General features: G+C 62.5%; 23 protein-coding genes. 15 read left to right on the forward strand and 8 right to left on the reverse strand.

Features of this window, described 5'->3' with window-relative positions:
• Positions 1-19 precede the first annotated feature (19 nt).
• The 5 genes from fabZ to AC2FME_RS08875 are packed head-to-tail and all read left to right on the forward strand — an operon-like array spanning position 20 to position 3,815.
• Positions 20-493 carry a 3-hydroxyacyl-ACP dehydratase FabZ gene (gene fabZ / locus AC2FME_RS08855; RefSeq protein WP_496679954.1) on the forward strand — a complete coding sequence of 158 codons (474 nt, stop codon included), beginning with the start codon at positions 20-22 and terminating at the stop codon, positions 491-493.
• Positions 490-1,275, forward strand: a complete 786-nt coding sequence (gene lpxA, locus AC2FME_RS08860; RefSeq protein ID WP_496679955.1) for an acyl-ACP--UDP-N-acetylglucosamine O-acyltransferase — start codon at positions 490-492, stop codon at positions 1,273-1,275. Before fabZ ends, lpxA begins: the two co-directional genes overlap by 4 nt.
• Before the next feature lie 4 nt (positions 1,276-1,279).
• Positions 1,280-2,074 carry an LpxI family protein gene (locus AC2FME_RS08865; protein WP_496711128.1) on the forward strand — a complete coding sequence of 265 codons (795 nt, stop codon included), beginning with the start codon at positions 1,280-1,282 and terminating at the stop codon, positions 2,072-2,074.
• On the forward strand, positions 2,074-3,231 hold the full coding sequence (lpxB, locus tag AC2FME_RS08870; protein WP_496800216.1) for a lipid-A-disaccharide synthase: 1,158 nt from the start codon (positions 2,074-2,076) through the stop codon (positions 3,229-3,231). Before AC2FME_RS08865 ends, lpxB begins: the two co-directional genes overlap by 1 nt.
• The gene (locus tag AC2FME_RS08875; protein WP_496800217.1) at positions 3,231-3,815 is read left to right on the forward strand and encodes a hypothetical protein; all 585 of its coding nucleotides are present in this window, start codon (positions 3,231-3,233) and stop codon (positions 3,813-3,815) included. Before lpxB ends, AC2FME_RS08875 begins: the two co-directional genes overlap by 1 nt.
• Here AC2FME_RS08875 and mnmA read toward each other — a convergent pair.
• Positions 3,809-4,954: a tRNA 2-thiouridine(34) synthase MnmA gene (gene mnmA / locus AC2FME_RS08880; RefSeq protein WP_496741216.1), complete on the reverse strand. Its 1,146-nt coding sequence runs from the start codon at positions 4,952-4,954 to the stop codon at positions 3,809-3,811. The genes AC2FME_RS08875 and mnmA overlap by 7 nt on opposite strands.
• 130 nt (positions 4,955-5,084) lie before the next feature.
• On the opposite strand from mnmA, the gene sciP reads away from it, so the two are divergent.
• From sciP to AC2FME_RS08905, 5 genes are all read left to right on the forward strand, one after another.
• Positions 5,085-5,378: a CtrA inhibitor SciP gene (gene sciP / locus AC2FME_RS08885; RefSeq protein WP_496800218.1), complete on the forward strand. Its 294-nt coding sequence runs from the start codon at positions 5,085-5,087 to the stop codon at positions 5,376-5,378.
• A gap of 85 nt (positions 5,379-5,463) precedes the next feature.
• Positions 5,464-6,180 (forward strand): response regulator transcription factor CtrA, encoded by a 717-nt coding sequence (gene ctrA / locus AC2FME_RS08890; protein ID WP_149775137.1) that lies wholly within the window; start codon positions 5,464-5,466, stop codon positions 6,178-6,180.
• 121 nt (positions 6,181-6,301) lie between these two features.
• Complete coding sequence (gene ligA, locus AC2FME_RS08895) at positions 6,302-8,428, forward strand: NAD-dependent DNA ligase LigA (RefSeq protein ID WP_496800219.1); 2,127 nt, start codon at positions 6,302-6,304, stop codon at positions 8,426-8,428.
• Positions 8,425-10,515 (forward strand): ATP-dependent DNA helicase RecG, encoded by a 2,091-nt coding sequence (gene recG, locus AC2FME_RS08900; RefSeq protein ID WP_496800264.1) that lies wholly within the window; start codon positions 8,425-8,427, stop codon positions 10,513-10,515. The genes ligA and recG overlap by 4 nt, the downstream gene beginning before the upstream one ends.
• 112 nt (positions 10,516-10,627) lie before the next feature.
• Positions 10,628-10,750: a hypothetical protein gene (locus AC2FME_RS08905; protein WP_262504552.1), complete on the forward strand. Its 123-nt coding sequence runs from the start codon at positions 10,628-10,630 to the stop codon at positions 10,748-10,750.
• Between the two features lie 181 nt (positions 10,751-10,931).
• On the opposite strand, the gene AC2FME_RS08910 is transcribed toward AC2FME_RS08905, so the two are convergent.
• Positions 10,932-11,570: a MarC family protein gene (locus AC2FME_RS08910; protein ID WP_496682892.1), complete on the reverse strand. Its 639-nt coding sequence runs from the start codon at positions 11,568-11,570 to the stop codon at positions 10,932-10,934.
• Between the two features lie 57 nt (positions 11,571-11,627).
• On the reverse strand, positions 11,628-12,080 hold the full coding sequence (locus tag AC2FME_RS08915) for an iron-sulfur cluster assembly scaffold protein (protein ID WP_496711120.1): 453 nt from the start codon (positions 12,078-12,080) through the stop codon (positions 11,628-11,630).
• A gap of 48 nt (positions 12,081-12,128) precedes the next feature.
• Here AC2FME_RS08915 and hisI point away from each other — a divergent pair, with 48 nt between their 5' ends.
• A complete protein-coding gene (gene hisI / locus AC2FME_RS08920) occupies positions 12,129-12,518 on the forward strand; it encodes a phosphoribosyl-AMP cyclohydrolase (protein ID WP_496689244.1) in 390 nt (129 codons plus the stop codon).
• A gap of 10 nt (positions 12,519-12,528) precedes the next feature.
• Here hisI and gluQRS read toward each other — a convergent pair whose 3' ends face one another.
• The 4 genes from gluQRS to AC2FME_RS08940 all read right to left on the reverse strand — a co-directional run bounded on the left by gluQRS (position 12,529) and on the right by AC2FME_RS08940 (position 16,481).
• Positions 12,529-13,434 carry a tRNA glutamyl-Q(34) synthetase GluQRS gene (gene gluQRS, locus AC2FME_RS08925; protein WP_496800220.1) on the reverse strand — a complete coding sequence of 302 codons (906 nt, stop codon included), beginning with the start codon at positions 13,432-13,434 and terminating at the stop codon, positions 12,529-12,531.
• Positions 13,431-14,045, reverse strand: a complete 615-nt coding sequence (locus AC2FME_RS08930; protein WP_496800221.1) for a class I SAM-dependent DNA methyltransferase — start codon at positions 14,043-14,045, stop codon at positions 13,431-13,433. The genes gluQRS and AC2FME_RS08930 overlap by 4 nt, the downstream gene beginning before the upstream one ends.
• A gap of 9 nt (positions 14,046-14,054) precedes the next feature.
• Positions 14,055-15,422 carry a methylenetetrahydrofolate--tRNA-(uracil(54)-C(5))-methyltransferase (FADH(2)-oxidizing) TrmFO gene (gene trmFO, locus AC2FME_RS08935; RefSeq protein WP_496800222.1) on the reverse strand — a complete coding sequence of 456 codons (1,368 nt, stop codon included), beginning with the start codon at positions 15,420-15,422 and terminating at the stop codon, positions 14,055-14,057.
• Positions 15,423-15,695: 273 nt separating this feature from the next.
• Positions 15,696-16,481, reverse strand: coding sequence for an enoyl-CoA hydratase (locus AC2FME_RS08940; RefSeq protein ID WP_496711116.1), 786 nt, complete (start codon positions 16,479-16,481; stop codon positions 15,696-15,698).
• Between the two features lie 58 nt (positions 16,482-16,539).
• Here AC2FME_RS08940 and AC2FME_RS08945 point away from each other — a divergent pair, with 58 nt between their 5' ends.
• Positions 16,540-16,983 (forward strand): PaaI family thioesterase, encoded by a 444-nt coding sequence (locus AC2FME_RS08945; protein WP_496800223.1) that lies wholly within the window; start codon positions 16,540-16,542, stop codon positions 16,981-16,983.
• 61 nt (positions 16,984-17,044) lie between these two features.
• Here AC2FME_RS08945 and AC2FME_RS08950 read toward each other — a convergent pair whose 3' ends face one another.
• On the reverse strand, positions 17,045-17,272 hold the full coding sequence (locus AC2FME_RS08950; RefSeq protein WP_496800224.1) for a DUF1127 domain-containing protein: 228 nt from the start codon (positions 17,270-17,272) through the stop codon (positions 17,045-17,047).
• A gap of 99 nt (positions 17,273-17,371) precedes the next feature.
• Between AC2FME_RS08950 and AC2FME_RS08955 the strand changes: the two genes are divergently transcribed.
• The 3 genes from AC2FME_RS08955 (at position 17,372) to rpsI (ending at position 19,891) form a co-directional block, all read left to right on the forward strand.
• The gene (locus tag AC2FME_RS08955) at positions 17,372-18,775 is read left to right on the forward strand and encodes an aminotransferase-like domain-containing protein (protein WP_496800225.1); all 1,404 of its coding nucleotides are present in this window, start codon (positions 17,372-17,374) and stop codon (positions 18,773-18,775) included.
• Between the two features lie 165 nt (positions 18,776-18,940).
• Positions 18,941-19,399, forward strand: a complete 459-nt coding sequence (gene rplM, locus AC2FME_RS08960) for a 50S ribosomal protein L13 (protein WP_068344207.1) — start codon at positions 18,941-18,943, stop codon at positions 19,397-19,399.
• A gap of 6 nt (positions 19,400-19,405) precedes the next feature.
• The gene (gene rpsI, locus AC2FME_RS08965; protein WP_149775125.1) at positions 19,406-19,891 is read left to right on the forward strand and encodes a 30S ribosomal protein S9; all 486 of its coding nucleotides are present in this window, start codon (positions 19,406-19,408) and stop codon (positions 19,889-19,891) included.
• Positions 19,892-19,937 lie beyond the last annotated feature (46 nt).

Below are 19,937 nucleotides of genomic sequence, written 5' to 3' on the forward strand. Positions count from 1 at the left end.
AAAACAGGACACCCGGAACATGACCACGGACACCAAGAGCGCCGACATCCAGCTGATCCAACGGATCCTGCCGCATCGCTATCCGTTCCTGCTGGTTGACAAGGTTGTCGAGATCAACGGCTATCAGTCGGCGGTCGGCATCAAGAACGTCACCATGAACGAGCCGCATTTCCAGGGTCATTTCCCCGGAACGCCGATCATGCCCGGCGTGACAATCGTCGAGGCGATGGCCCAGACCGCTGGCGTGATGCTGGGTGTCGGCATGGACGTGATCGACAGCGAGTTGCTGATCTATTTCATGAACATCGACAAGTGCAAATTCCGCCGCAAGGTAGTGCCGGGCGACGTGCTGAAGATGCATGTGGAAACCGTGCGCGGCAAGAAAGGCGGCAAGATCTTCAAGTTCAGCGGCCGTGCGACCGTGGACGGTGAAGTGGCGGCCGAAGCCGAGTTCTCGGCCTATGTCGATTGGGACATGGAAAAGACAGCATGAGCCGCATTCATCCCAGTGCCATCATCGAAGACGGTGCGCAGATCGGTCAGGATTGCGTGATCGGTCCGTTCTGCCATATCGGCCCCAAGGTCCGGCTGGGCGACCGGGTCGAGTTGAAATCGCACGTGGTCGTGACCGGCGACACCTCGATCGGTGAGGACTGCGTAATCTTCAACTTCGCTGTGATCGGTGAAATCCCGCAGGATCTGAAATTCGGCGGAGAGGACACGCGGCTGGAGATCGGCAAACGCAACCGCATCCGCGAGCACGTGACGATCAACACCGGCACCGAGGGCGGCGGCGGCGTGACCCGTATCGGCGATGACTGCTTGCTGATGGCCGGAGTTCATGTGGCCCATGACGTACAGATCGGTAACCGGGTGATCATGGTGAACCATTCCGGCGCCGCCGGTCACTGCATCATCGAGGATGACGTGATCATCGGTGGCATTTCCGGCTTGCATCAATGGGTGCGCGTGGGCCGCGGCGCCATCATCGGCGCGTTGACCATGGTGCCCAACGATGTCATCCCCTATGGCTTGGTTCAGGCTCCGCGGGGCGAGTTGGAGGGTCTGAACCTGGTGGGCCTCAAGCGGCGCGGGGTACCGCGGGCGGACATCTCGGCCCTGCGTGCCGCGTTCCGCGAGATGGCGCAAGGCGACGGAACGTTCCTGGACCGCGTCAAGCGGCTGGGGGACGACACCGACAGCGACTATGTCCGCCGGATCGTGGAATTCGTGACCGGCGAGTCCGACCGGTCGTTCCTGACGCCGAGGAAATGAGCCGATGCTGGCCTTGATCGCGGGAACGGGCGTTTTGCCGGATGAACTGGTCTCGCATCTGGCCGAACGTCCGCTGATCTGCGCCCTTGAGGGGTTCGAGCCCGACAGGTTGCGCCCCGACATCACCTTTCCCCTGGAGCATCTCGGCAGTTTCATTGCCGAGCTGAAGGCGCGCGGCGTGACCAATATCTGCATGGCCGGTGCGGTGCGCCGCCCAAAAATCGACCCGGGCCGCATCGACGCGCAGACCGCGCCGCTGGTTCCGATCATCCAGCAGGCGCTGGTGTCGGGCGATGATGGCGCGTTGCGGGCGGTGATCGGTGTTCTCGAGGATGCCGGTCTGCAGGTGCAGGCCGCGCACCAGATCGCGCCCGACCTGCTGCCCCCTCTTGGATGCCTGACCCAGGCGCAACCGACCGAGGCCGAGCTGGCCGATGCCAACCGGGCCGTCGGCGTGTTACGGGCGATGGGGGCCGCCGATATCGGGCAGGCCTGCGTGGTGCATCAAGGGCAAGTTCTGGCGGTCGAGGGCGCATTCGGTACGGCGTGGATGCTGCAGTCGCTGGCTGCGCGCCCCGATGCCGGCGGCGGCATTCTGTTCAAGGGGCCCAAACCCGGTCAGGACCGGCGCGCCGATCTGCCCGCCATCGGGCCAGACACGGTGACCGGCGCGGTTGCGGCTGGCCTGACCGGTATCGTCGTCGAAAAGGGCGGGGTGATCGTGTTGGACCGGCCCCAAGTGATCGCGGAATGCGACCGCCTGGGCCTGTTTCTGCACGTGCACGAGCGGGCAATGTGATGCGTGTCTTTCTGGTCGCCGGTGAGCCGTCGGGCGACCGTCTGGGCGGTGCGCTGATGGAGGGGGTGAAGACCCTTGTTCCGGATGTCGAATTCGACGGGGTCGGCGGGCCGCTGATGCAGGCCCAGGGTCTGGTCAGCCGCTTTCCGATGTCCGAGCTCAGCGTGATGGGCCTGGTCGAGGTTTTGCCCAAGTTCTTTCACCTCAAGCGCCGCATCGCCGAAACCGCGCAGGCCGTTCTGGACACCCAGCCCGACGTTCTGATCACCATCGACAGCCCCGACTTTTCGCTGCGCGTGGCCAAGCAGGTCAAGGCGCGCAGCAATATACGGACCGTGCACTATGTTGCGCCCAGCGTCTGGGCCTGGCGCCCCAAGAGGGCGGACAAGATGGCCAAGGTCATCGACCATGTTCTGGCCTTGCTGCCGTTCGAGCCGCCCTATATGGAAAACGCCGGAATGGAGTGCGATTTCGTCGGCCACCCGGTGGCCAGCGAGCCGGTAGCAACCGAAGCGCAGATTGCACAGTTCCGCGCCGATCACGGGCTGGGCGACGCGCCGATCCTGCTGGCCTTGCCCGGCTCGCGCCGGGGCGAGGTCGATCGGCTGGCGCCCGTATTCGGCGCGGCGCTTGAACTGTATCTGAAAGACCGCCCCGACATGCGGGTGGTGGTTCCTGCGGTCGCGCATGTGGCCGATACCGTGGCCGCCCATGTCCGGTCCTGGCCGGGTCAACCGGTCGTGGTGGACCCCCGCAACATCGACACGGATCAGGCGGTGGCCATCAAGCGCGCGGCCTTTGCCGCAGCCGAGATCGCCCTGGCCGCGTCCGGCACGGTCTCGCTGGAACTGGCGGCCCAATCCACGCCGATGGTGATTGCCTACAAGCTGACCTGGCTGACCCAGAAGATCGCCGAGCGCATGGTCAAGCTGGATACGGTCACACTGGTCAACCTCGTGTCCGAGACCCGAACGGTGCCGGAATGCCTGCTGGATGATTGCACGCCCGAAACCATCGCCGCCGCGCTTGGCGCCGTGTCGGCCGCGCCGGGCGCGCAGGAACAGGCAATGGCCGTCACGATGGAACGTCTCGGCCGCGGTGGCGAAGCGCCCGGTCTTCGGGCTGCACGCGCGGTGTTGGAGCGGATGAAGCCGTGATGCTGGACCATGTGGTCTTTGCGGCCTCGGCCTTCATGGCACAGGTTCTGACCAATCTCGACAACCTCATGGCTCTGGTCGCCCTGATGATCGTCACCGGTCCGCAGCGCGCCGTTCTGGGGTTCCTGCTGGCACAGGGGCTGGTGATCGGCGTGGCCTTCCTGCTGGCACTGGGGGTCGAGGATGTGGTGCCGCACCGGGCTGGCTACCTCGGCACCATCCCTCTGGCCTTGGGGCTTTTCGGAGCCTTTCGACAGCTTCGCGGAGCACAGGCGCAGGCCGCCCCCGCTGTGCCGGGCAGCGCCTCGGCACTGGTGACCATGCTGGTGTTCACAAGTCTTTCGATGGACACGTTTGCGTTCCTCGCCCCCTTGCTGGCCGACTCGACCCCCGATTTCCGGATGGCAGGTGTGCTAGGGGCCGGCCTGGCCGCTCTCTTTCTTGCGGTTGTGGGGCTGATCGGTGGGCGCGCCCAGATCATGACGGGACGTCTGGCACAACGTCTGGAATACTTTGTGCCCTATGTCATGATCTGCGCCGGGCTTTATATCCTCAGCAACTCGTGGACCGACGCGGTTCAGTAACCGCGCCAGATCCAGCCACCGCCAAAAATGCGGCTGCCCCCGGTTTCATAAAACACGCAGGCCTGCCCGGGAGAAACACCTTCCTCTGGCGTCAGCAATTCGACTTCGGCGGTGGTTTCGGTCAGCGGACGGATAATCGCTTCGCGCGGGGGGCGGGTCGAGCGGACCTTGACCGAGACGTGCCATTCCTTCTGCGAGGTGAAGGGCGCATCGCCTAGCCAGTTGATCTCGCGCACGGGGATGGTGCGGGTGGCCAGCATCTCTTTGGGGCCGACGACGACCTGTTTGCGGTCCACGTCCAGCTTGACGACATAGAGCGGCTCACTGAGCCCGCCGATGCCAAGACCGCGTCGCTGGCCGATAGTGTAGTGGATCACGCCCTCATGCTGACCCAGAACGCGGCCGTCGGCGTGAACGATCTCGCCGGGTTCGGCCGCGCCGGGACGCAGTTTCTCGATCACGCTGGCATAGTTGCCGTTGGGCACGAAGCAGATGTCCTGGCTGTCGGGCTTGTCCGCCACGCTCAGCCCGTATTGCGCAGCCATTTGCCGGGTCGCGTCCTTCGAGGGCAGGTGCCCCAGAGGGAAGCGCAGGAACTCCAACTGCTCGGGCGTGGTCGAGAACAGGAAATAGGACTGGTCGCGGTTGGCATCTTCGGCGCAGTGCAATTCGGGGCCATTGGGGCCCATCTTGCGCTGGATGTAGTGGCCGGTGGCCATGCAGTCGGCCTCGAGATCCTTGGCCGTTTCCAGCAGATCTTTGAACTTGACGCGCTCATTGCAGCGGATGCAGGGCACCGGAGTCGCGCCGGCCAGATAGCTGTCGGCGAACTCGTCGATCACGGCGTCCTTGAAGATGTTTTCATAATCCAGAACGTAGTGCGGAAAGCCGCGCTCCTCGGCCACGCGGCGGGCGTCGTGGATGTCGATCCCGGCGCAACACGCGCCCTTTTTGGCCAGCGCCGCCCCGTGGTCATACAGTTGCAGCGTCACACCGACCACGTCATAGCCCTGATCCGCCAGATAAGCCGCCACGACCGAGCTGTCGACACCGCCCGACATGGCAACGACCACCCGCGTTTCCGATGGGGGTTTGGCAAAGCCAAGCGAGTTCAGAGGAGTCTCGGTGTCGAGGGCCATGGGCTGTTCCAGTCCGGGTTAAGAAAGACCGGCAGAATATAAGAAAATTCTACGCACTCTCAAGAGGCGGTTTCACGCTGCATTAAGTAGACTGACGCCAGCTTTGTGACAAAAGAAAAAGGGTCGCAGGATGTATTTGCACAAAGTTGAGGGACCAAGGTCGATAACCCTGCCGGATGGAACGGTTCTGTCGCGGGCCGATCTGCCGCCGCCCGATACCAGTCGGTGGGTCGCCTCTAGGAAGGCCATGGTAGTGCGCGGCGTACTGTATGGCCTGATCACGTTGTCGGACGCCAAGAAACGCTATGGGCTGAGCGACGAGGAGTTCAACAGCTGGGTTGCGGCGGTGGCCGAACACGGAATCGATGCGCTGAAGGTGACGGCCTTAAAAAAATATAGACAACCTAAAGGCGAATGCGAATAAATGAATCAACGGTAACGTCAGATTAACCATTTGTGGTCAGGCTCGGATCAAACCGGAATGAACAGACCTGAACTGGAGCAGCAGAATGCGCATACTTCTTGTCGAGGATGATCCCACAACGTCGAAAAGCATCGAACTGATGCTGACACACGCCAACCTGAACGTCTATGCGACGGATCTGGGCGAGGAAGGGATCGATCTGGCGAAACTGTATGACTATGATCTGATCCTTCTGGACCTGAATCTGCCGGATATGAACGGGCATGAAGTGCTTCGCCAGCTGCGCATCGCCCGAGTTGAAACGCCGATCCTGATCCTGTCGGGGGCCGATGATACCGAAAGCAAGATCAAAGGGTTCGGTTTCGGGGCCGATGATTACCTGACGAAACCGTTCCACCGCGAAGAACTGGTGGCCAGGATCCACGCAATCATCCGACGGTCGAAGGGGCATTCGCAGTCGATTATCCGCACCGGCAAGATCGCGGTGAACCTGGATGCCAAGACCGTCGAGGTGGACGGGCAGGCGGTTCATTTGACCGGCAAGGAATACCAGATGCTAGAACTGCTCAGCCTGCGCAAGGGCACGACCCTGACCAAGGAGATGTTCCTCAACCACCTCTACGGCGGGATGGACGAGCCGGAACTGAAGATCATCGACGTTTTCATCTGCAAGCTGCGCAAGAAGCTCAGCAATGCCACCGGTGGCGACAACTATATCGAGACGGTCTGGGGGCGGGGATACGTGCTGCGCGACCCCCAGAAGGACGGTATCGAGGAAAACCGCCTGGCCGTCGGCGCCTGATCGGCCTCGAGCACGCCGCCGGAGGTCCAGGGCGGCAATTCCACTCACGGCTCAGCACGTCTGGACCTGGCCATGGCCTCGCCCTATCACTGGTGCCAACCAGACATGACAGGGCGAGGCCATGAGCAATCCGATTCCCGTGCAAGACCTGACCGAAGACCAGGCCAAGGAAGAGTTGGCGCGCCTGGCGTCCGAGTTGACGCGGGCGAATGATTTGTATCACGGTGAGGACGCTCCAGAGATTTCCGACGCGGAATATGATGCGCTGAAGCGCCGAAATCAGGAAATCGAGGCGCGGTTTCCGCATCTGAAACGCCCGGACAGCCCAAGCGAACAGGTCGGGGCCCGCCCGTCGGACGGGTTCGAAAAGGTTCGTCACGCGGTTCGGATGATGTCGCTGGGCAACGCTTTCGACGAGGCGGATGTGCGGGACTTCGTTCGGTCGGTCCAGAAATACCTGGGGCTCCAAGAAGACAAAGTGCCTGAATTTACCGCCGAGCCGAAAATTGACGGGTTGTCCCTGTCCCTGCGCTATGAAAACGGCACGTTGGTTCAGGCCGCGACCCGCGGTGACGGTGAGGTAGGCGAGAACGTCACCGCCAACGCGATGACCGTCCGCGACATTCCGAAAACTCTTACCGATGCGCCCGAGATCCTTGAGGTACGGGGCGAGGTCTACATGTCGCATGAGGATTTCGCCCGGCTGAACCAGAAACAAACTGAAATCGGGGGCAAGCTGTTTGCAAACCCCCGAAACGCCGCGGCGGGATCGCTGCGCCAGTTGGACCCCGAAGTCACCCGTTCGCGCCCACTTCGGTTCTTCGCCTATGCTTGGGGCGAGCTGTCCGAACCGCTGGGGCGTACCCAGGTCGATGGCCTGTCCCGGCTGGCCGCCTTGGGGTTTGCCACCAATGAATTGACGCAACTGTGCCGCTCGGTTGATGAGATGGTGTCCCACTACCGGGCGATCGAAGAGCAGCGCGCGACACTGGGCCATGACATCGATGGCGTGGTCTACAAGGTTAACGACCTGGCGCTGCAGGCGCGGTTGGGCTTTCGCTCGACAACGCCGCGTTGGGCGATCGCGCACAAGTTTCCGGCCGAAACGGCCTGGACCGGGCTCGAAGCAATCGACATTCAGGTCGGCCGAACTGGCGCGCTCAGCCCGGTTGCGCGCCTGCACCCGGTGACCGTGGGGGGCGTGGTTGTATCGAACGCCACGCTGCACAACGAAGACTATATCGCCGGGCGTGACGCCAAGAGCAACGTGATCCGCGATGGCAAGGATATCCGCGTCGGCGACTGGGTGCAGGTCTATCGTGCCGGTGACGTGATTCCAAAGATCGCCGACGTCGATCTGAGCAAACGCCCCGACTGGGCCGTGCCTTTCGAGTTTCCGACCAAGTGCCCCGAATGCGGCAGCGATGCCATCCGAGAGGAGGGCGACGCAGTGCGCCGCTGCACAGGTGGGGTCATCTGCCCGGCGCAGGCCGTTGAAAAGCTGAAACATTTCGTTTCGCGCAAGGCTTTCGACATCGAAGGTTTGGGTGCCAAGCAGATCGAGATGTTCTATGAAGATCCTGATCTGCCCGTGAAAACTCCGGTGGACATCTTCACGCTGCAGCAACGCGACGCGAAGAACCTGAACAAACTGGCCAACCGCAAGGGCTGGGGCCGGCAGAGCGTTGCAAAATTGTGGGCCGCGATCGACGAAAAGCGCACCGTTCCGCTGGCCCGGCTGTTGTTTGCACTGGGGATCCGCCATGTGGGCGAAGCTGCGTCGAACCTGTTGGCCAACCACTATGGCTCGTGGGAGGCGTTTGAAAAAGCGATGACCGCCGCCGCCGATTTTGAGGGCCCCGAATGGCAGGAACTGCTAAGTATCGATGGCGTGGGCGAGGTAATGGCCCGCACCCTGGTTTCGACATTCGCGCAAGAGGCCGAGCGGAAAACCATTGACGACCTGGTGGCGCAGTTGAACGTGCTGGATGCGGTCCGGCCCGATACAAGCAACAGCCCGGTCGCGGGAAAGACCATCGTGTTTACCGGAACGCTCGAGAAAATGACCCGCGCCGAGGCCAAGGCCCGGGCCGAGGCATTGGCGGCCAAGGTGTCCGGCTCGGTCAGCAAGAAAACCGATATCGTGGTTGCGGGTCCGGGTGCCGGGTCCAAGGCCAGAAAGGCGGCCGAACTTGGCGTCAAGGTCCTGGATGAAGACGAATGGCTGCACCTGATCGGGGACGCATGAGCGGGCGCCCCGAGCAGCTCTTCCCGCTGTTTGCGGGACTCGAGACGCTGGACGGCGTCGGCCCCAAGACGGCCCGTCTGTTGGGGCAGATGGGGCTCGAGACGCCGCGCGACCTGCTGTTCGCCTTGCCTTATGCGGTGATCGACAGGCGCAGACGTGACACGATCCACGGCGTTGACCTGCCAGCGACCCTGACCGTCGAAGTGACCGTGGGTGCCCATCGTCCGCCGCGCAACCGGGGCGGCGCCTATCGGGTGTTTGTGCAGGACAGCCAGAGTGATTTCCAACTCGTGTTCTTTCATGCGCGCGGCGACTACCTGAAGAAAATCCTGCCGGAAGGGGCGCGGCGGGTGATTTCGGGAAAGCTGGAACTGTTTGACGGTACGGCCCAAATGGTTCACCCCGATCATGTCGTGCCGATCGATCAGGCCGGGTCGATCCCGGAATTCGAGCCGATCTATCACTTGACCCAGGGGGTGACGCAGAAAACCGCCTTCAAGGCGGCGCAAAGCGCGCTGGCCCGGGTGCCGGATCTTGCAGAATGGGCGGACCCGGCCTTGGTTCAGCGCCGGGGATGGCCGGGATGGCCCGAAGCGATCCGCGACGCCCACAATCCACGCGGTGCCGATGACGTTGCCCCATTCGCACCCGCACGCGAGCGTCTGGCCTATGATGAGCTTTTCGCCCACCAACTGACCCTTGCCGTGGCGCGGCAGCGTGAGCGCAAGTCGCGCGGGATCGTCAGCGTCGGCACCGGCGCTTTGCAGTCGAAGGTGCTGAAAAAACTGCCCTATCAACCGACGCAGGCACAACAGCGCGCAATCCGCGAGATCGCGGCCGACATGGCCTCGGACGCGCGGATGAACCGGTTGCTTCAGGGCGATGTCGGCGCGGGCAAGACATTGGTGGCCTTCATGGCCTTGTTGATCGCCGTCGAGGCCGGCGGTCAGGGTGTGATGATGGCGCCGACCGAGATTCTGGCCCGTCAGCACTTGGAAGGGCTGCGCCCGCTGGCCGAAGATGCCGGTGTGGTGCTCGAGATCCTGACCGGGCGCGACAAGGGCGCCGAGCGGCGCGCGAAACTGGCGGCCTTACAGGCCGGGGACATCCAGATTTTGGTCGGAACCCATGCGGTGTTCCAAAGCGATGTCGCGTTCAAGGATCTGCGGCTGGCCATCGTGGATGAACAACACCGGTTCGGGGTGCGCCAGCGGATGGAACTGTCGGAAAAGGGCAGGGGTGCCGATGTTCTGGTCATGACCGCCACGCCGATCCCCCGCAGCCTGGCGCTGGCGCAATACGGCGACATGGACGTGTCGGTGCTTGATGAAAAGCCGCCCGGGCGCAAACCGGTCAAGACCGCTATCGTCAGCACGCAACGCATGAACGAGGTTGTGGACCATCTGCGACGTGCGATCGGCGAGGGGCGGCAGTGCTATTGGGTCTGCCCTCTGGTGGATGAATCCGAGGTTTCGGACCTGATCGCCGCCGAGGAGCGGTTCAAACATCTGCGGGCGCAATTGGGCGAAGGCGTGGTCGGGCTGGTGCATGGCCAGATGCCTCCGTCCGAGAAAGACGCGGCCATGGCGGCCTTTCAGGCGGGGCAGACTAAGGTGCTGGTGGCCACGACGGTGATCGAGGTCGGCGTTAACGTGCCCAATGCCACGATCATGGTTATCGAACGCGCCGAGATCTTTGGCCTGGCGCAGCTGCACCAGCTGCGCGGGCGGGTCGGGCGCGGCGAGGGGGCCTCGACCTGCCTGTTGATGTACCAAGCCCCGCTGAGCGAGGGCGGTCGCAGGCGGCTGGAAGTGCTGCGCGAAACCGAGGACGGATTCCGCATCGCGCAGACCGATCTTGAAATGCGCGGAGCGGGCGACCTGATCGGGACGGCGCAATCCGGCTTGCCCCGGTTCCAGATCGCCGACCTGGAGAGGCAGGCAGGATTGATGGAAATCGCCCAGACGGATGCCCGTGCATTGCTGGCCACCGACCCCAAGCTGACCACTGAGCGCGGCAACGCGGCGCGCGTTCTTCTGTGGCTGATGAAACAGGATCAAGCGATCCGTTTGATTTCAGTGGGTTAGGGACTCAGCCCCCGAATAGTTCACAAATGTTCTCAAAAAGTTCTTTACCGACTCGGAGAAATATGAGAACAAAAGGTCAACAAAGCATTAAAGCCAGACCGGAGGAGACGCCATGCTGAGCCAGATCAAGACCGCAATCAGCCGTTCGCAAAGCACGCTGCTGCAAGATGCAGCTGGCGCGGCGTCCTTGATCGTGATGCTGATGGTGGCGCTGCATCTGCCTGTCGGGTTCTGACCCTTTCTGCCTGCGATCTCGTGCCGATAGCACCGCGCTGTCATCCCCATCTCAGTCAAGGGTGACCTGCCTGTCCCAAACCCCTTGAAGGGGCCGTGCCTCGGCCCCGCGCGGAACCCGGACCCCACACGAGACACGCATGACTGCCGCCGCCCTTTCGCCCGGAAGGAGCGGCGGTTTTTTATAATTGTCCCGTCTTGATGATTTCCAGCAGCGCCGACAGAACCGAGTTGGCCGCGACCGAGGCGAGGATCATGCCCATCACGCGGCTGATGATGGCAGCGCCGGAATGGCCGATCAGGCGGATGATCGGCTCGGCCAGCAGCATCAATACAAAGGCGGCCGCCAGCACCGTCAGCATGATCAGCGCGGTGATGCCCTGATCAACCAGGCTGTAGCGGTGATTGTCGGTCAGGATGACGATGGCCAGCATCGCTCCGGGCGAGGCCAGAGACGGCACCGCCAGCGGGAAGATTGCGGGGTTGTGCTGGTGCAGCTGGTCCTGCCGGTCTTCCTCGGCCACGCGTTGGTCGACCTCGGGTTTGCTCTCGCCAAAGATCATCGACAGGGCGAACAGAAACAGGATGATTCCGCCAGCCACCTGGAACGAGTTCAGGCCGATATCGAGCGCCTCGATCAACAATTGGCCAAACACCAGGAAGAACAGCAGGACGCCCGCGCTGACAAGGGCCGCCTGCAGGGCGGTCCGTCTGCGCGCGGCGACATCGATGCCGGCGGTTACGGCGATGAAAACCGGAATGGTGCCGATCGGGTCGATGACGACCCACAGGGTCACGAAATGTTCGAGCAGGTTTTCCATTGAAATCTCCGGCAAATATGGCCGGAGGTTAAATGCAACGTGCTGAAAATGCCATGTTCAGGCGCAATTGGCCTGTTCCGCCTGCGCCATGGCCTCGGCGGTGGCGTCCAACGCCAGCATGATCGAGGCGTGGCGGTTCTTGTAGTCGCGCGCGGGCATCAGCACCTCGAGCCCGTCAAAAGGCGCGTCAGGGGCGGGGCCGTCCTGTTTGAGCATGGCCTTAAGTTGATCGCGCGCCTGCTCGATCTGAGCGCGCGTCGCACCGATCACGGCACCGCCGACCACCGAGGCCGCGGCCTGGCCAAGCGCGCAGGCTTTCACATCCTGCCCGAACTCGGAAACCCGGCCATCCTTCACTTTGACGTCCACGGTGACGGTCGACCCGCACAGGGGCGAGCGTTTCTTGACGGTTGCACCGGGGCTTTCCAGGCGCTGCAAATGCGGGATGTCGGCGGCCAGTTCAAGAATGCGGCCGGAATAAAGCTTGATCAGATCGGTTTCGCCGGACATGGGTTCCCCTCGCTGCGTGTTCCCCATACATAGTGGCCATGTTCTGGGATGCAAAAGGTTTTTGCCATGTCGCGCGCCGTCTCATTTGACCCGTCAACGCTGAAATTCAACGAAACGGGGCTGATCCCCGCCATCGCCCAGCAGCACGACACCGGAGAGGTGCTGATGATGGCCTGGATGAATGCCGAGGCCGTGCGCAAGACGCTGGAGACCGGGCGCGTGACCTATTGGTCTCGCTCGCGCCAAGCGTTCTGGATCAAGGGCGAAAGCTCGGGCCATGTGCAAAAGCTGGTCGATCTGCGGGTGGATTGCGACCGCGACTGCCTGCTGGTTCTGGTCGATCAGACCGGCCCGGCCTGTCACACCAATCGGCGCAGCTGCTTCTACACCGCCGTCCGCGATGGTGATGAGGTCGAATTGATGGCGCCGTTGGCCTGATGGCGGTGCCTCACAACCCGACCATTGCGCGGATGTCCTGCGGCGAGGCGCCTTCCTCGCGATATTTCGCGATTGCGCGGGCGTCGTCGCGTTTGGCCAGTCGCTTGCCCGTGTCATCGCGGATCAAGCGGTGATGGCGATAGATCGGCGTCGGCAATTCCAGTAGACGTTGCAGCACCACGTGGATGCAGGTGGCCTCGAACAGATCCTGCCCGCGCACCACATGGGTGATCTGCTGCGCGGCATCGTCCAGAACCACCGACAGGTGATACGAGGTGCCCATTCCGCGTCGGGACAGAACCACGTCACCGACGCCACTGCGCAGTTGATCAGCCTCGATGGAGATGGCCCCGGTCTCTCCGCCGGGACCGTGACCTTGCTCGATGAATGCCAGCGCTGAATTAGTCGTTTTAGCAGATGGTTGGAGAGCGAAGTTGATCTGTTTCAAGGCCTCGCCCATGTTCAGGCGCAAGGGCAGGTCGGTCGGTCGCGGCTGGCGCGCTGAATCGGGGTTCCAGCGTGCGCGGCATGTTCCGGGATAGACGATCCCGTCCGGGCCCAACATCGGCTGGCCTTCTTGTGGCGCGCTGGCGGCCGCGGCGATGTCGCGGCGGTTGCAGGTGCAGGGATACAGTAGGCCGCGCGCCCACATTGCGTCCAACGCGCGGTGATACAGGTCCAGCCGATCCGATTGCCGCATGACCGGTTCGGGCCAGCTGAGACCCAGCCAAGCCAGATCGTCTTTCAGTTGCATCTCCCAATTCGGACGGGCGCGGCTCTGGTCGATGTCCTCGATCCTCAGCAGGAACGTCCCGGCCCTGGCGTGGGCCATGTCATGGGCCAGCAGCGCGGAATAGGCGTGCCCTAGATGCAGGGGGCCGGTTGGAGATGGGGCGAAACGGGTGATGAATGTCACAGTTTTTCAACGATATAAACGTCGGACTTCAAATCCAGACCCGGAAGGTGTGGCCCGTGTTCGCGAAACAGCAGCCGCGCGGCGCCGATGTCCAGCCATTCGCTCAGGCGGACGGTATAGGCCGGGTCCTGCAGAGTGTGATCGTTGAACGAAAAGGCCAGCAGGCCCCCTTTGGGCAAGGCCTTCATCAGCATGTCGAAGGTTTCGGGCGGCGCTGCGCCTGCGCCGATCACACCGATGGCCGCGATGGCGCGATAAGCGCCGGTTTGCACGGGGCTGGGGTCGGTAATCTCGAAGGGGGTCAGGCTGCGATACACTCCCTTGGCCTCGGCCCCCTCCAACATGCGCGGGGTCGGGTCCATACCGTCGATCACGCGAAATCCGGCCTTGTGCAACGCAACGCCCGACAGACCCGTGCCGCATCCGTAATCCAGTACGGGTTCCTGCGGGTGCGGAAACCTGTCCCACAGCGCCTCGGCCACGCGGCCCGGAGTGGCGTAGCCGTGTTCGGCCACTTCATCCTCGTAGGACGCGGCCCATTTCTGATAATGCGCCTGCGTTTCCTGGGGCGAATTCAACTCATAGGTCTTGTCGAGGTATTTTTTGCTCATGCGCTCAGTCTAGGCGGGCGCGGCGTCCTGCGTCCAGTCGGCTTGGGCCAGCCACGCCCGCCATGCGGCCTTGGCGCGGTCGGTATAGGCCTTGTAGCGGTCCTTGCGGCCGCGCCGTCCGCCTTTCAACCCGTCGACCGGCCGGAATAGGCCGAAGTTGACGTTCATCGGCTGAAAGGTCTTGGCCTCGGCCCCGCCGGTGATGTGATGGATCAGCGCGCCCATGGCGCTGTCCTGCGGTACCGGGAGCAGGGGGTGGCCCAGGATCTCGGCAGCCGCCAGACGTCCGGCCAGCAGACCCATCGCGGCGCTTTCGACATAGCCTTCGACCCCTGTGATCTGTCCGGCGAACCGGATGTTCGGCCTGGATTTCAGCCGCATCTGCGCGTCCAGCAGGGTGGGCGAGTTGATGAACGTGTTGCGGTGGATGCCGCCCAGCCGGGCAAAGCTGGCATTCTCGAGCCCCGGAATCATCCGGAACACCTCGGTCTGCGCGCCGTATTTCATCTTGGTCTGGAATCCAACGATGTTGAACAGCGTGCCCAAAGCGTTGTCGCGGCGCAGTTGTACCACCGCATAGGGCTTGACGTCCGGCTGGTGCGGATTGGTCAGGCCCACCGGTTTCATCGGCCCATGGCGGAGGGTCTCGCGGCCCCGTTCGGCCATCACCTCGATCGGCAGGCAGCCGTCGAAATAGCCGGCGGTTTCACCTTCGTGGAACTCGGTCTTGTCGGCGGCCAGCAGCGCATCGATAAAAGCTTCGTACTGGTCGCGGTCCATCGGGCAGTTCAGATAAGCGGTTCGTTCTTCCTCGGTCTCGCCCTTGTCATAGCGCGACTGCATCCACGCCTTGCTCATGTCGATCGTGTCGGCATAGACGATCGGGGCGATCGCGTCGAAAAAGGCCAGCGCTTCGGCGCCGGTCTCGCGCTGGATTGCCTGAGCCAGGGCGGGTGAGGTCAGAGGGCCGGTGGCAAAGATCCAGTGGCCTTGGTCCGGCAGCTCTGTCACCTCTTCATAGCTGACGCTGACCCGGGGGTGCGCTTTCAGGCGCGCGGTGACGGTCTCGGCAAAAGGCTCACGGTCGACGGCCAAGGCACCGCCGGCGGGCAGGCGGTGGGCATCAGCGCTGGCCATGATCAGCCCGTTGGCCGCGCGCATCTCCCAATGTAGCAGGCCGACGGCGTTCTGCTCGTCATCGTCCGACCGGAACGAGTTCGAACACACCATCTCGGCCAGGTTGCCGGTCTGGTGCGCAAAGGTGCCAGTTTCGGGGCGCATTTCGTAAATCACGACGTCCACGCCCATCTCGGCGGCCTGCCATGCGGCCTCGGATCCGGCCATGCCGCCGCCCACGATATGCAATTTCTGTGTCATGCGCGTTCACATAAGCCACGCGGGCCGATTGCGCAACGGTCAGCCACAGTTACACGAACTGCTGCGTCAAGTCATTGAAAAAGGGGAAAAATCTTGGGGTCGCCGCTGCGGGAATCTTAGCGCCAGTGAGAGAGACCGGCTGGAGGGACCTTCCGCCCACGGCGACCCAAAAGAATGTCAGAGCCTGGGCTCTGTCTCAGCATTGCCACAGAGTTGCCCTTTTGGAAAGTGAAAAAATGCGAACATTCGAGAATTTTGTTCATCACCTTTGCGTCATTGCGTCCAATTGGGCGGTCGTTTTTCGATGAAGGCGGAAATTCCTTCCTCGGTGTCGCGATGCATCATATTCTGTGCCATTACCTCTCCGGTATAGGCATAGGCCTGTTCCAGCGGCATCTGGATCTGCTCATAGAACGCCTGCTTCCCGATCTTGACGGCAGCCCCCAGTTTCGAGGCCAGCTTTTCGGCCAGGGCCCATGTTTCCTGTTGTAACTCGGTTTCGGGGACCGCGCGATTGATCAGGCCCAACTCGGCTGCGCGTTGGGCCGGGATGAAGTCGCCGGTGGTCAGCATTTCAAAGGCCTGTTTGCGCGGGATGTTGCGACTGAGCGCGACCATCGGCGTCGAGCAGAACAGGCCGATATTCACGCCGTTCACACCGAACCGGGTGCTGTCTGCCGCTATGGCCAGATCACAGGTCGCCACCAACTGGCATCCCGCTGCGGTAGCGATCCCGTGAACCTGCGCGATCACCGGCTGGGGCAGCGACTGGATCGACATCATCATCCGCGCGCAACGGTTGAACAGGTCGGTGAAATAGGCCTTGCCGCCGTCCTCGGCCTGACGGCCCGCCGTCATCTGTTTCAGGTCGTGGCCGGCGCAGAAAGCCTTGCCTGCGCCCGACAGGATCACCGCGCGGATGGACCGGTCATCGCGCAGAGCGTCCAGTTCGGTTTGCATCGCGGCCAGCATCTCGTCGCTCAGGGCGTTCAGTCGCTCGGGCGCGTTCAGTTTCAGATGGGCGATCGCCCCGGTGTCGCTACGTTCCAAAATTGCCATCTTGCCCTCCCGCTGGCTGTCGGGCCAACTCTAGGTCGGCAAATCGAGGAGGGGAAGCATGTCATTGGCAATGAACAAGGAAGAACTGTCGCAGTACCTGGCGCAGGTCTTTCCGCAGGTACACAGGGATTTCGTGATCGAAGCCCTGACCGAGGACACGATCACCTTGCGCTTGGTTGTCGAAGACCGGCACCTGCGCCCGGGCGGCACCGTGTCCGGGCCCTCGATGTTCGCCCTGGCCGATGTGTGCGTCTATTCGATGGTTCTGGCGCGAAGGGGCCGGCAATCGCTGGCGGTGACCACCAACAGTTCGATGGATTTCCTGCGCAAGCCCGAAGGCGGCACCGATCTGATCGCGCATTGCCGGTTGCTCAAGCTGGGGCGGTCGCTGGCCGTGGGGGACGTTTTGATGTATTCGGACGGGGCCGACGCCCCCTGCGCCCGGGCCAGCATGACCTATTCGCTGCCCCCCGCGGGCTCGGCTGCGGCGGCGTTCGGATGAAAAAAGGCCGGGGACTGACCCCGGCCGAGGAAGAGGTCCCGTGAACGGGACTGGGGATGCTTTATCCGATCCAGAAATGGCGCCGGCTTTCGCGGTCCGCCTCGAAGCGGTTCAGTCCGACATCGCGCAGCAGGCGATCATCCAGCTTGCCAAGATTGATGCGGCTGCGGCGCCGACGTTCCCATTTGGTGACAGTAGCCGCAAACCGTACGGCCAATGCGGCGACCAACGGCAGCCGCGGGCTGTCGTTCAGCAGCAGAAGGGCGGAGGTGTGCATTGCGCGTGTCATCTGGGTATCCTTCCAAAATTGTATTGACACAAAACTTAAATACTCGGTACATTGTTGTGGTACACTCGGGATTGTGATGAAGGCAAAGGAAGAATTGTAATGGATACAATTTGGCCGCAGGCGTTGCCTGAATCCAAGGGACCCAAATATACTCTTGTGGCGGACACAATCCGAAGGGCCATAGAAAACAATACGCTAAAGGTTGGAGCGAAACTGCCGCCGGTGCGCGAGCTGGCCTATCGGCTGAAGATCACCCCCGGTACGGTGGCGCGGGCCTATTCAATCCTGACCGACGAGGGATTGCTGAGCGCCGAGGTCGGACGTGGTACATTCGTGGCGCCGCCGAAGACGCCTCTGCTGGATGACGTATGGTCGCGGCAGTTGCATTTGCGCGATGACAAATACGAAAAGAATGTGAGCCTATTCAGCCCCCGTCTGCCGGATGTGGGGCAGGTGGCCCTGATCCGGTCCTGCCTTGCCCGCGTGGCGCAGAGCGATCCGGCCTTGTTCATGAACTATCCCACCCGCGACGCTTATCAGGGCGTGCGGCAGGCGGTGGTCGACTGGCTTTCCGACCTGCCGCTTGGCGCTTTGAACGCCGACGACGTCGTGCTGACCCATGGTGGCCAAAGCGGGTTGTGCGTTGTGTTCCAGACCCTATTGCGCGGGCCGAAACCCGTGGTTCTGGTCGAGGACCTGTCCTATGCCGGGTTCCGCCGCGCCGGTGAGTTGATGCGGGCCGAGGTCGTCGGGGTAAAGATGGACAAGTGGGGCATCGACCCCGAAGCGCTGGATCATGTACTGCGCCAGACTCCGGCGCAGGCGATCTGCGTCTCGCCCGAGGTGCAGAACCCGACCGGCAGCCACACGCCACTGGAGCGGCGTCAGGAAGTGGTCGAGATCGCCCGACGGCACGACCTGCAGATCATCGAGGACGATTGCTATCGCATGGGCGAGGCGCGTGCGCCCAGCTATCGGGCGCTGGCGCCCGAGCGCGGCTGGCATGTCTCGTCCATTTCCAAGACCCTGACACCGGCCCTGCGTGTGGGCTTTGCTATCGCTCCGCGTGACCGCGGCAGTGATCTACGTCGGTCAGCCGAATACGGCTATTTCGGCCTTGCCCAGCCATTGGCCGAGCTGACCCGTCTGCTGCTGACCGATCCCGCGGCCCGTCGGCTGGCGCGGGATGTGCGGGTGAAGATGGGGGAGTATGTGCGTGTGGCGGTAAATGCTCTGGGCGGGTTCGATTTGAGTTGGGATCCGGAAATTCCCTTTGTGTGGCTGCACCTGCCGTCAGGCTGGCGCGCCGCTGCTTTCAGTCGCGCGGCCGAGCGTGAGGGGATTCAGATTCGATCCGCCGATGAATTCGCCCTGCGGGACGGGCGCGCACCCAACGCTGTGCGCATCGCGATGAACGGACACGTCTCCCTGCGGAAATTCGAAGAAGCAATGTTGCGCCTGCGTATCCTGCTGGACAATCCACCCGAGCAAATCAGCGTCTGACTTCGTGGGGTAAATAAATACCTATTTTGCAAGTCATTGAAAATAAACACTTAAAACACGTTGGTTGCGCTTGACCTGAAGTTTCCTTGCGTCTAGATACCCATTCATCGAATTCGGGCCGCCTCGGCAGGGGCGGTCTTTCACATCAAACAGGATTGTCCTGACATGAAAACCTTCTCTGCAACTCCTGCAGACATCGACAAGAAGTGGATCCTGATCGACGCCGAGGGCGTTGTTCTGGGCCGTCTTGCCTCGATCGTCGCCATGCGCCTGCGTGGCAAGCACAAGCCGTCGTTCACCCCGAACATGGACATGGGCGACAACGTCATCGTCATCAACGCCGACAAGGTCCAGATGACCGGCAAGAAGCGCGACGAGCACTTCTACTGGCACACCGGCCATCCGGGTGGCATCAAGTCGCGCACCAAGCAGCAGATCCTGGAAGGCGCGCACCCCGAGCGCGTGGTCTACCAGGCCGTCAAGCGCATGCTGCCGGGCAACCGTCTGTCGCGCAAGCAGATGACCAACCTGCGCATCTATGCCGGTGCCGAGCACCCGCACGAAGCCCAGGCCCCCGAAGTTCTGGATGTCAAATCCATGAACAAGAAAAACACCCGGAGCTAATGACCGATGGCTGATCAGATCAATACTCTCGAAGAGCTGAGCGCCGTCGCAGGCGTTGAAACCGTGGCCGAAGAAACCGTCGTGCGCGAGCCCGTGCGTGACGAGCTGGGTCGCTCCTATGCAACCGGCAAGCGGAAAGACGCTGTTGCCCGCGTTTGGATCAAGCCGGGCTCCGGCAAGGTCACCGTGAACGGCAAAGACCAGGACGTGTATTTCGCACGGCCCGTTCTGCAGCTGATCCTGCGCCAGCCGTTCCAGGTTGCCGGTGTAGAAGGTGAATTCGACGTGGTCGCAACCGTCAAAGGCGGTGGCCTGACCGGTCAGGCCGGTGCGGTCAAGCACGGCATCTCGAAAGCGCTGCAGCTGTACGATCCCAGCCTGCGCGGTGCCCTGAAGGCCGCGGGCTTCCTGACCCGCGACAGCCGCGTCGTGGAACGGAAGAAATACGGCAAGCGCAAAGCCCGCCGTTCGTTCCAGTTCTCGAAGCGTTAATCGCTGCCGAGGGCACAAAATGGAAAGGGCTCGCATCCGCGAGCCC

Source organism: Ruegeria sp. BHSC026, from assembly GCF_059613065.1.